Here is a 10,448-nt window from a genome sequence, read left to right as displayed (position 1 = left end):
GCTCTTCAATGTCGCCTGCGGGCTCGTCCACCCTCAGTCGGGAACACTCGGCCGTCACGGCACACCGTTGACAAAGCTTCGGCCGCACGACCTCCCTCGACTCGGCATGAGCAGGACATTGCAGGGTCTCGGCCTGTTCGATCGCATGACCGTCCTGGACAACGTCATGATCGGAGCAGACCGTACGGCCCGCACCGGGATACTCGCCGGGCTCCTCGGCCTCCCGTCCAGCGCAGCCGACGACGACACCGTCCGTTCGACCGCAATGGCCACCCTGGAACAACTGCGTATCGATGCCTATGCCCATCGGCTGCCACCCAGCCTGCCGTATGCGGTGCGCAAGCGGGTCGCTCTCGCCCGCGCGTTGGTGAGCGAACCGTCTCTACTTCTTCTCGACGAACCCGCCTCGGGACTGTCGGGTGACGAGATGGACGAACTCGCCCGCGAGATCCGCGCTCTCGCCGAGAAGACATCCGTGATGCTCGTCGAACACCACATGGACCTCGTCATGAGCGTGTGTGACCGCATCGTCGTCCTCGACTTCGGCAAGGTCATCGCCCACGGGACACCGGCAGAGATCCGCGAGGACCCCGCCGTATTGGCGGCATACCTCGGAAACGAAGTGACACATGACAAGTAACGCGACTCAACTCGTCATCACCGATCTCACCGTTCGGTACGGACCGGTGACCGCGCTCGACTCGGTATCCATGACCGTCGCCCCTGGCGCGGTCACCGCCGTACTCGGGGCGAACGGTGCAGGGAAGACGACTCTGCTGCGCACCATCTCGGGACTGCTCAGGCCCGAGTCCGGGCGTATCGAACTCGCCGGTGTCGATGTGGTCGGCGTGCCACCGGATCGCATGTCCCGCAAGGGCCTGGCACACGTCCCCGAAGGACGAGGTGTCATAGCCGAATTGACCGTCGAAGAAAATCTTCGACTCGGTGCGTTGGGACGCAACAGAAATCACGACGCTGTCACGCTCGACCGTATATACGAGATGTTTCCACCCCTGGACGGTCGTCGTACTTCATCGGCACACACACTGTCCGGCGGCGAGAGGCAGATGCTCGTGATCGGTCGAGCCCTGATGGCCACGCCATCAGTGCTCCTCCTGGACGAACCGTCGCTCGGTCTGGCCCCGAAAGTCGTCGCGCAGATCTTCGACATTCTGCGCACACTCGTCGACGCCGAATCGATGACAGTCGTTCTCGTCGAACAGAATGCGCGAAGCGCACTGTCCATCGCCGAACACGCAGTCGTCCTCGATCTGGGCAAGGTCGCTGTGGAGGGTCCCGCCGACGCCCTGGCCGAGGACGACGCCCTCCGACACGCCTACCTCGGGTTCTGAACCAACGAGCCGAAAGGACGCCAGCCACAGTGCAGCAACTGCTCACCATCCTCATCAACGGCGTGACGACCGGAATGATCTACGCCGCATTCGCTCTCGCCTTGGTTCTCATCTGGCGATCTACGCGCATCGTCAACTTCGCGCAAGCACCGATGGCCATGCTCACCACCTACGTAGCACTGGTTGTCATCGACGCCGGCTACTCGTACTGGATCGGATTCGGTGTCGCACTCATCTGCGGTCTCGTACTCGGCGCTGCGATCGAACGACTGGTCATCCGGTTCGTCGACAGCTCGTCGCACATCAACCCGGTCATTCTGACGCTCGGGTTGTTCATCATCATTCACGCGGTGGCGGCGATCGTGTTCGGAAATCAATTCCGGTCCTTTCCAGCACCGTTCGGACTCACCGGCCAGCGGATCGGGGATCTGAACGTCGCGCTCACCGGATACGACATTTTCAAGGTCATCGCGGTGCTGGTCGTTCTCGGGCTACTCGTGCTGCGCTTCCGATTCACCGATCTCGGCCTGAAGATGCGCGCGAGTGCATTCGAGCAAGAGGTGGCCAAGCTCCTCGGGGTGCGCGTCGGTCGTATGCTCACGCTCGGTTGGGCCCTCGCCGCCGTCGTCGGTTCGCTTGCGGGTCTGCTCATTGCCGGCGGCTCGCTGGTGCATCCGGGGTACATGGACTCGATCGTGGTATTCGGTTTCGTCGCTGCAGTTCTCGGCGGACTGGACAGTCCGGCAGGCGCCGTCGTAGGTGGACTGCTGATGGGGATCGGACTCAGCTTCGTCAGCGGATACCTCGGCCAGGATCTGGTTTCGAGCGCGGCATTGATCATCCTCATAGTCGTGCTACTCGTCCGCCCGAGCGGATTGTTCGCAAGCGCAGCGGCGAGGAGGGTCTGACATGAGTACTCGAATCACGTCCACGCCCGTGTGGGTACGCATCACTGCCACACCGGTTCGGCGCCATTTGCTCTGTGCTGTAATCGGTCTCGCAGTCATCGTGTTGGCGCTGGAAAGCCTGAGCACCTTCCGTCAGAGTCAGCTCACCTCCGTTGCCTACCTCGCCATCGCGGCCGGCGGGCTGACGGTGCTCACCGGCCTCAGCGGGCAGCTCTCTCTCGGCCACGGAGCGTTCATGGCCGTCGGCGCATACACCGCCGCCCTGATGCTGCGGGCCCAGGATTCCGGATGGTCGGTGCCGCTGGTCCTCCTGGCGGCAACAGCTGTCGCAGCTGTCGTGGGACTGGTGGTCGGGGTGGCGGCGGCACGCCTGCACGGACCGTATCTCGCAGGCGCAACCCTCGCCCTCGCCGTCGCGGTGCCAGGACTCGCACTGTATTTCTCGGACTACCTCGGCGGTGAGCAAGGGCTTGTCGTTCCTGCTCCCAAGGTTCCGGACGTCGTCGACAACGTCATGTATTTCGTGACCGGAAGCGACATGGACAGTACGAAATTCGTGTCGTACGTCAGCTGGATTCTGCTGGTGCTGGTGTTCTTCTTGCTGGCGAACGTATCGTCGAGCAGGGTGGGTAGACGGTGGCGAGCGGTTCGCGACGACGAAGTTGCCGCCGAGCTCGCCGGCATCGACCTCGGCCGGGCACGAATCCTCGCTTTCGTCGTGAGCTCGGCGTGCGCCGGCGCGGGCGGTGCAGTGCTCGCAATGTCCGCGAGAATCGCGGCACCGAGCGGCTTCACGCTGACGTTGTCGTTGACCTTGCTCTCCGCAGTGGTCATCGGCGGACTCGGAACATTGTCCGGCGCCCTCATCGGTGCAGCCCTGTTGACCTACATACCTCCGGTCGTCACGAACCTCGGGCTGGACGCCGGACTGAGCAGCCTGCAGTCGGCCGAACTTGCACCACTCGTCACCGGAGTCTTCACGGTTCTCGTAATCCTGTTTGCACCACTGGGATTGGTAGGAACATTCCGAAAATGGCGCATCACCAGAAAAGGGGAAAAATGACAAGGTTCACTCTTGACGACCGACGACTTCGACGACTTCGACGAGGTAGGTCGAGGGCGGTCAAAGTCACCGCCCTCGCAGCCGCGGTATCACTGATCGCGGCATGCGGCGCAGGCGGTCGAGACGAGAGCGCCGAGGCGTCCGAAGGCTCGACGGTCGGCATCACGGATACATCGGTGAAAATCGGCGCGCACTTCCCGTTGACCGGGGTCGCCGCCCCCGGATACAGCGAAATCCCGACGGGCGCACAGGCGTACTTCGACTACGTCAACGCAGCGGGTGGGGTGAACGGTCGACAGATCGAGTACGTCGTTCGCGACGACTCGTACGATCCGACGACCACCACCCAGGTCGTCAACGAACTAGTCCTCCAGGACGAGGTCTTCGCCGTGGTCGGCGGGCTCGGCACAGCTACCCACAGCGCGGTGATCGACTTCCTCAACGAGGAGGGCGTACCGGATCTGTTCGTCTCGTCCGGCGCCATCATGTGGGGCAACGATCCGGAGAAGTACCCGAACACATTCGGATGGCAGCCCGACTATCAGGTCGAGGGCAAGATCATCGGAGACTGGGTCAAGAAGAACCGTCCGGACGCCAAGGTGGGCCTGTTCTTGCAGGACGACGACCTCGGTCGAGACAGCGAAGTGGCAGTCCGTCAGTATCTCGACGACCAGATCGTCGAAGTGGTGCGCTACACCTCGGGCAACACCGACGTCGCGCCGCAGATCGCTGCGCTGCAGGGCGCCGGAGCCGATCTGGTTCTCGGTTTCAACGTTCCGTCGTACACCGCGTTGAGCCAGCTGACGTCCATGAGGCTCAACTACGACCCCGAATGGTTCTACAGTTCCATCGGCTCCGACGTCGACCTCGTCGGTTCACTGCTCGGACGTTTCTCGCAGGGCGCGGTCACGAACGGCGCAGAGTCGCTCGAGGGCATGATCTCGCTCGAGTACATCCCCGGCGTCGACTCACCGGACAATGCGTGGACCCAACTCTGGCAGAAAGTGTGGGCGGAGAACGGAACCGGAGATCCGCTCACCAACTACCGCATCTACGGGCTCAGCCAGGCGTATGCATTCGTCCAAGCCCTCCAAGCCGCGGGTGAGAACCCCACTCGTGAGGGCATAGTCGCGGCGATTGCGGACGGCGGAATGGACTTCGAGGGTCCACAATTGGCGCCGTTCCGGTACTCCGACACCAGCCATCTCGGCATCTCGGGTGCCAGTGTCTTCCAGATCCAGGGTGGAGTTCCCGAATACCTGACGCCGGTCCTGCAGACCGATATCGGCGACTCTCCCGTCGTCGAATACACGGGCGAGGAGTCGACGCCGCCGGAAAGCGGGATTCCCGAGTAAATCTCGTACGGATGGGCAACGTCGGGCGGTGATTGCGCGCGCACGGGCAAACCAGCCCGGGCGCGCGTAGTTACGTTCGGCGAGCGCTACCGCGCCGCACGGTCGGCAGATCCGTCAACCCCTCGCTGACGGATCCGCCGACTATTTGCCCCCGATGTCGAGCGCCTGTTTCAGCGCTCGATGATTGCGGTGACGCCCTGTCCACCTGCTGCACAGATGGAGATCAGGCCGCGGCCCGAGCCCTTCTCTGCCAGCATCTTGGCCAACGACGCGACGATGCGGCCGCCGGTCGCAGCGAACGGGTGCCCCGCCGCAAGCGAAGATCCGTTGACGTTGAGCTTGCTGCGGTCGATCGAACCCAGAGCCGAATCGAGGCCGAGACGCTCCTTGCAGTACTCGTCGCTCTCGAATGCCTGCAGCGTCGCGAGCACGACGGATGCGAACGCCTCGTGAATCTCGTAGTAGTCGAAGTCCTGCAGCGTAAGCCCATTTCGAGCCAGAAGGCGCGGAATGGCATACGTCGGCGCCATCAGCAAACCGTCCTTGAACGACGCATTGCCGTGGACGTAGTCGACGGCAGCCGTTTCGGAATCCACCAGGTGCGCGAGCACCGGCAGGTTTCGCTCGGAGGCCCACTCGTCCGACGAGAGCAGCGCCGCGGAGGCGCCATCGGTGAGCGGCGTCGAGTTGCCGGCGGTCATGGTGGCGTCGCCGAGCTTGGTGCCGAATACCGGCTTGAGCGTCGACAACTTCTCGACGGTCGATCCCGGACGCAGATTGTCGTCGCGGGTGAGGCCGAGGAACGGCGTCACCAGGTCGTCGAAGAATCCACGGTCGTATGCGGCCGCCATGTTCTTGTGGCTCGCTGCGGCCAGCTCGTCCTGATCTTCGCGGCGTACGCCGAACTCCTTGGCCGTAATGGCCGCGTGATCGCCCATCGACAGACCGGTGCGCGGCTCTCCGTTGCGCGGAATCTCGATCCCGAGCATCGACGGACGCACGTTGCCGAGCAGCTTGAGTCGATCGGTAGTCGACTTCGCGCGGTTGAGCGAAAGGAGGAATTCGCGCAGGTCGTCGTTGACACCGATGGGTGCGTCCGATGTGGTGTCGACGCCGCCGCCGATTCCCGCCTCGATACGACCCGACGCAATTGCGTCGCCGACCGCAACGATGGACTGCAGTCCGGTGCCACACGCCTGCTGAATGTCGTATGCAGGGGTGTACGGGCTGAGCGCGCTACCGAGAACGGTCTCGCGGGTGAGGTTGAAGTCGCGACTGTGCTTGAGCACGGCACCCGCAACGACGAGGCCGAGGCGCTCGCCCTGTAGACCGAACCGGCTGACCAGCCCGTCGATGGTGGCAGTGAGCATATCCTGGTTCGAGGCCAGGGCGTACTTCTTGTCCGAGCGCGCGAACGGGATGCGGTTGCCACCGACGATTGCGACCGGTCGTAGCTGCTTGCTTGTCACTTTTCGTCTCCAAACATCGTGGAAAAAGACCCTGGTGGAGATTCATCTTACTGGCGAGTAAGTTGGTTGTCGACACCCGGTCGTGCGCTTCGCACCCGTGAGTGTGTAGTTACGTCAGGCAGTAACTATGCGCGCATGGGGGGCCGCAGGCGCCAAATTCGAAAGGCAGGACAGTGGCAGCCACCAAGGGAGCCCCAGACCTCTACTCAACGTTCCTCGCGTCCGCGCCCGGAGCCTTCATCGCCAAGCAGGCAGGTCTGCCGCAGCCCGAAAAGCTGCGCCGGTACAAGGCAGGCGAACCGCCACTTGCGGGCCCAGTGCTGATCGGCGGCAACGGCCGTCTCGTCGAGCCGCTGCGTGCGTTGCTCGCCGACTACCCCCAGGCCCAGGCGCACGACGACAAGTACGGCGCCCTCGTGTTCGACGCCACCGGCATCGGCAGCGTCAGCGAGCTCGAGCAGCTGTTCCAGTTCTTCCAGCCGGTCATCCGCAACCTCGCACCGTCGGCGCGCGTCGTCGTGATCGGCACGACGCCGGAAGAAACCGCAAGCGTCGACGAGCACATCGCTCAGCGGGCGCTCGAAGGCTTCACCCGCAGCGTGGGCAAAGAGGTCAAGCGCGGCGCGACGGCTCAGCTGGTCTATGTCTCCCCGAAGGCGTCGACCGGACTCTCCGGCCTCGAATCCACGCTTCGCTTCCTGTTGTCGGCCAAGTCCGCATTCGTCGACGGCCAGGTCATCGCCGTCGGAGATGCCGACTCCGAGGCTCCGGCCTCCTGGGACAAGCCCCTCGCCGGCAAGGTAGCCGTCGTCACCGGTGCAGCTCGCGGAATCGGTGCGACCATCGCCGAGGTCCTCGCACGCGACGGAGCAACCGTCATCGCCGCCGACATCCCCGCCGCAGGCGAGGCCCTGTCGGAGACCGCCAACAAGGTCGGCGGAACCTCTCTCGCGCTCGACGTCACCGCACCCGACGCCGGCGAAGTTCTGTCCAAGCACCTCCTCGAACGCCACGGCGGCGCGGACATCATCGTCCACAACGCAGGCATCACCCGTGACAAGACGCTCGCCAACATGGACGAGAGCCGCTGGAATTCGGTTATCGGCGTCAACCTCCTCGCCCCGCAGCGCATCACCGATCACCTGGTCGAGACCGGTGCACTGAAGGAAGGCGGACGCGTCGTCGACGTCTCCTCCATCGCAGGCATCGCCGGCAACCGCGGCCAGACCAACTACGGCACGTCCAAGGCCGGAGTCATCGGCCTCGTCCACGCGTCGGCGCCGGTCCTTGCGAAGAAGAACATCACGATCAACGCCGTCGCACCGGGCTTCATCGAAACCGCGATGACTGCGGCCATTCCGTTCGCAACTCGCGAGGCCGGACGTCGCATGAGCTCGCTGCTGCAGGGCGGCGAGACCGTCGACGTCGCCGAGTTGGTCTCCTACTTCGCGAGCCCAGCCTCGAACGCCGTCACCGGACAGGTCGTCCGCGTCTGCGGCCAGAGCCTGCTCGGCGCATGAGCGTCGTACAGCTCACGGAGCAGCCGAAGACGTCGGAGATCTATACCTCCGCTGCACTCGGAGCGCTGCCGTTCCTCCGGCCGAAGTCCTCGTCGGTGCCGAGCACCGTGTTCGAGCTTCGCGGACTGCGCGTGGACGCCGACAATCTCGCCGGGTACTGCCGCGCAACGGGATTGCGTTTCGGGGACTCCCTCCCGGTGACGTACCCGTTCACTCTGGTGTTTCCGACGGTCATGAAACTGATGGTGTCCAAAGGCTTTCCGTTCGCCGCTATCGGTTCCGTGCACGCCGAGAACGTCATCGAACAGTTCAGGAGCATCTCCGCTTCCGAACCGCTCGATATCCGAGTGCACGCGGAGAACTTGCGTGAACACCGCAAGGGCCTGTTGGTCGACGTCATCAGCGAGGTCAGCGTCGGACGCGAACTCGTGTGGAAGCAGACTTCGAGCTTCATGAGCTTGCAGAAGACCTCGCTCTCCGGTGGACCTCGTGAAGCACCTCCCGCCGACGAGGTTCCGCCGCCCCCGACGCGCACCCTGCGGGTCGACCAGAAGATGATCAGCAGGTACGCGTCGGTCTCCGGCGATCGCAACCCGATCCATGTGTCGTCGTTGGGCGCCAAGGCTTTCGGGTTCCCGCGAACCATCGCGCACGGAATGTGGAGTGCAGCAGCCGTACTCCAGGTGATCGAGGGTCGCATTCCGGAGAAGGTCACCTACAACGTCAGGTTCGGCAAGCCGATCATCCTGCCCGCGACCGTCAACCTGTACGCCGAGTCGGTCGGTGCAGGCTGGGATATTTCGCTGAAGAATCCGAAGAAGGGGTACCCGCACCTCACCGGGACTCTGCGGTAGGTGGGTTGTGTGCTCCTGGGGTGACCGAATGGCTGTTTCGGTCACCCCAGGGGTGTTTCTTGGGACCTTTCGGGTGACCGAATGTCTGTTTCGGTCACTTGCCGGGTGACCGAATGTCGGTTTCGGTCACTACAGGTGAGCGAATGGCTAGTTCAGTCACTCTGAGTGTGCGAATGTCTCATTCGGTCACCGCCGCACTAGCGAATGTCCCATTCGGTCACCGGGGCGCACTAGCGAATGTCCCATTCGGTCACCACCCCAGCCGAACATCCGCATCTGCGACGCACCGAGCGTCGGTCAGACGATCGGCGCGGATTTCTTTCCGGCCAGACCGCGCCACGCGAGGTTTTCCAACAGGTCCGCAGCGGCGTCGACTTCGATTTCGCCACCCGCAACACGGTCCGCGACGGCCTCTCCGGCGCCGACGAGGGCAACGGCCATCAGTGCATAATTCTGATCGGGTTCCGGATCCTTGGTGCTCATTTCGAGCAACCGGGCGGTCAGTTCGATGAGCCTGTCCCGGCTGCTCTGTACCTGCGAGGCGAATGCTGTCTGACCGATCGCCTGGCGGTACAACACCATCCACGACTTCCGATTCTCGCCGACGAAACCAAGGAAACCTAGCAGCGCGCGTCTCAGCTGCTCGCGCGGGGCCAAGGTGGGGTCGGCGGCGGGAGTGAGCGCTTCGACGAACTTGGCGCCCTCACGATGGATGCACGCCGCGAACAGCTCGTCCTTGGAACCGTAATAGAGGTACAGCATGGGTTTGGAGATCGCCGCCTTCTTGGCGATCGCATCCATCGAAGTCTCATGAAACCCGTTGTCGGAGAAGACATCGACCGCGGCGTCGAGCATCTGTTGCTCTCGGACGGCGCGGGGCAATCGTTTGGTGCCGCCGGCCATGTGTCCTCCAAAACAACGTAGGACTCATGATCTTACTCCACGGTAAGGAGGCCTGCGTCACTACCGGTTGCCGCGTCGAGAAATTTAGCAGGCTCCCTTGAAGCGTGCGACGGTGGCTGCCGATCGATCGACCTGCGCCGCATCGAGCCGTCCCGACGCCACAGCATCTTCCAGATTGTCCAAGACCTGCGGGACGTCGTCGGTCGTCAGCCACAGGGCGACGTCGGCACCTGCAACCAGAGCCGCCTCGACGGCAGCGACAATTCCCAGCCGATTCGTGATAGCCGCCATGCCGCTGAGATCGTCGGTGAAGATCGGTCCCGTGAACGGCGCAGCTCCATAGCCGACTCCGTCGCGCAGCAAAGACATGACAGCGGGACTGATACTTGCCGGCTCGCCCGGTGCCGTCAGTCCAGGCACGTCGAGGTGCCCGACCATGACGCCGACGCCCGTCGTCGACAATTGTGCGAACGGAACGAGGTCCGTCTGAATCAGCTGATCGACGGGTGGCGTCGTGACTGCGCCCGTGTGCGAATCACCCGAACCCGAGCCGTGGCCTGGGAAGTGCTTGATGACGGGTTGGACCCCGGCGTCGCGCAGGCCCTGCGCGTAGGCACCCGCGTACTGGACGACGACGGCCGGATCGTCCGAATACGACCGGTCGCCGATCACCGAGTCGTCGGGCTGACTACTGACGTCGACCACTGGCGCATAGTCGACGGTTACGCCGAGCCCCCGCAATCCGCGGCCTCGCTCCAGCGCCATCTGGTACGTCTCGTCCACCGACATCGTCTGCGCCGTCTCTCGCGCCGACGGATCTGTTCCGAGGAGATCTTCGACGCGGGAGACCCTGCCGCCCTCCTCGTCGATCGTGACCATCGGCGGTACCGCGGCGGCGTCGTTGATCTGCGGTACCTCGCCATTGGCCAGCGTCGTCGAATCTGTCCAGCTGCCGATGAAGATTCCGCCGACCTGTTCGCGCGCCATGACGTCGATCGCATCGGCGGTACCGGTGACTCCGACG

Annotated in this window: 10 protein-coding genes; 7 read left to right on the top strand and 3 right to left on the bottom strand. The window is 63.7% G+C overall.

Features of this window, described 5'->3' with window-relative positions:
• From A2J03_RS08205 to A2J03_RS08185, 5 genes are all read left to right on the top strand, one after another.
• A partial coding sequence (locus tag A2J03_RS08205; protein ID WP_068371944.1) for an ABC transporter ATP-binding protein occupies positions 1–640 on the top strand: 640 nt, incomplete at its 5' end.
• A complete protein-coding gene (locus tag A2J03_RS08200) occupies positions 630–1,352 on the top strand; it encodes an ABC transporter ATP-binding protein (protein WP_068371941.1) in 723 nt (240 codons plus the stop codon). The genes A2J03_RS08205 and A2J03_RS08200, both read left to right, overlap by 11 nt.
• A gap of 29 nt (positions 1,353–1,381) precedes the next feature.
• The gene (locus A2J03_RS08195; protein ID WP_068371939.1) at positions 1,382–2,260 is read left to right on the top strand and encodes a branched-chain amino acid ABC transporter permease; all 879 of its coding nucleotides are present in this window, start codon (positions 1,382–1,384) and stop codon (positions 2,258–2,260) included.
• Between the two features lies 1 nt (position 2,261).
• Complete coding sequence (locus tag A2J03_RS08190; RefSeq protein ID WP_068371936.1) at positions 2,262–3,323, top strand: branched-chain amino acid ABC transporter permease; 1,062 nt, start codon at positions 2,262–2,264, stop codon at positions 3,321–3,323.
• Positions 3,320–4,678: an ABC transporter substrate-binding protein gene (locus A2J03_RS08185; protein ID WP_068371933.1), complete on the top strand. Its 1,359-nt coding sequence runs from the start codon at positions 3,320–3,322 to the stop codon at positions 4,676–4,678. The genes A2J03_RS08190 and A2J03_RS08185 overlap by 4 nt, the downstream gene beginning before the upstream one ends.
• 170 nt (positions 4,679–4,848) lie before the next feature.
• Here A2J03_RS08185 and A2J03_RS08180 read toward each other — a convergent pair whose 3' ends face one another.
• Complete coding sequence (locus A2J03_RS08180; RefSeq protein ID WP_068371931.1) at positions 4,849–6,147, bottom strand: acetyl-CoA C-acetyltransferase; 1,299 nt, start codon at positions 6,145–6,147, stop codon at positions 4,849–4,851.
• Between the two features lie 173 nt (positions 6,148–6,320).
• Here A2J03_RS08180 and A2J03_RS08175 point away from each other — a divergent pair, with 173 nt between their 5' ends.
• Both A2J03_RS08175 and A2J03_RS08170 read left to right on the top strand, forming a co-directional pair.
• A complete protein-coding gene (locus A2J03_RS08175) occupies positions 6,321–7,667 on the top strand; it encodes a 3-oxoacyl-ACP reductase (RefSeq protein ID WP_068371928.1) in 1,347 nt (448 codons plus the stop codon).
• Positions 7,664–8,521 carry a MaoC family dehydratase gene (locus A2J03_RS08170; RefSeq protein WP_068371925.1) on the top strand — a complete coding sequence of 286 codons (858 nt, stop codon included), beginning with the start codon at positions 7,664–7,666 and terminating at the stop codon, positions 8,519–8,521. Before A2J03_RS08175 ends, A2J03_RS08170 begins: the two co-directional genes overlap by 4 nt.
• 297 nt (positions 8,522–8,818) lie before the next feature.
• Here A2J03_RS08170 and A2J03_RS08165 read toward each other — a convergent pair whose 3' ends face one another.
• Together A2J03_RS08165 and A2J03_RS08160 are read right to left on the bottom strand one after the other, a co-directional pair.
• The gene (locus A2J03_RS08165) at positions 8,819–9,424 is read right to left on the bottom strand and encodes a TetR/AcrR family transcriptional regulator (protein WP_068371922.1); all 606 of its coding nucleotides are present in this window, start codon (positions 9,422–9,424) and stop codon (positions 8,819–8,821) included.
• Positions 9,425–9,508: 84 nt separating this feature from the next.
• Positions 9,509–10,448, bottom strand: a 940-nt coding sequence (locus A2J03_RS08160) for a glycoside hydrolase family 3 N-terminal domain-containing protein (protein ID WP_068371919.1), incomplete at its 5' end; no start/stop codon positions are given.

The sequence above is a fragment of the Rhodococcus sp. EPR-157 genome, assembly GCF_001647195.1.
GTDB lineage: Bacteria > Actinomycetota > Actinomycetes > Mycobacteriales > Mycobacteriaceae > Rhodococcoides.
Note: the sequence above shows the minus strand (reverse complement) of the source record. Positions and strands in the feature narration are given on the sequence as shown.

Bases quoted from the DNA above. Each gene is read 5' to 3' on its own strand.
- A2J03_RS08200 (WP_068371941.1), top strand. From the start codon at position 630: ATGACAAGTAACGCGACTCAACTCGTCATCACCGATCTCACCGTTCGG.
- A2J03_RS08190 (WP_068371936.1), top strand. From the start codon at position 2,262: ATGAGTACTCGAATCACGTCCACGCCCGTGTGGGTACGCATCACTGCC.
- A2J03_RS08185 (WP_068371933.1), top strand. From the start codon at position 3,320: ATGACAAGGTTCACTCTTGACGACCGACGACTTCGACGACTTCGACGA.
- A2J03_RS08170 (WP_068371925.1), top strand. From the start codon at position 7,664: ATGAGCGTCGTACAGCTCACGGAGCAGCCGAAGACGTCGGAGATCTAT.
- A2J03_RS08165 (WP_068371922.1), bottom strand. From the start codon at position 9,424: ATGGCCGGCGGCACCAAACGATTGCCCCGCGCCGTCCGAGAGCAACAG.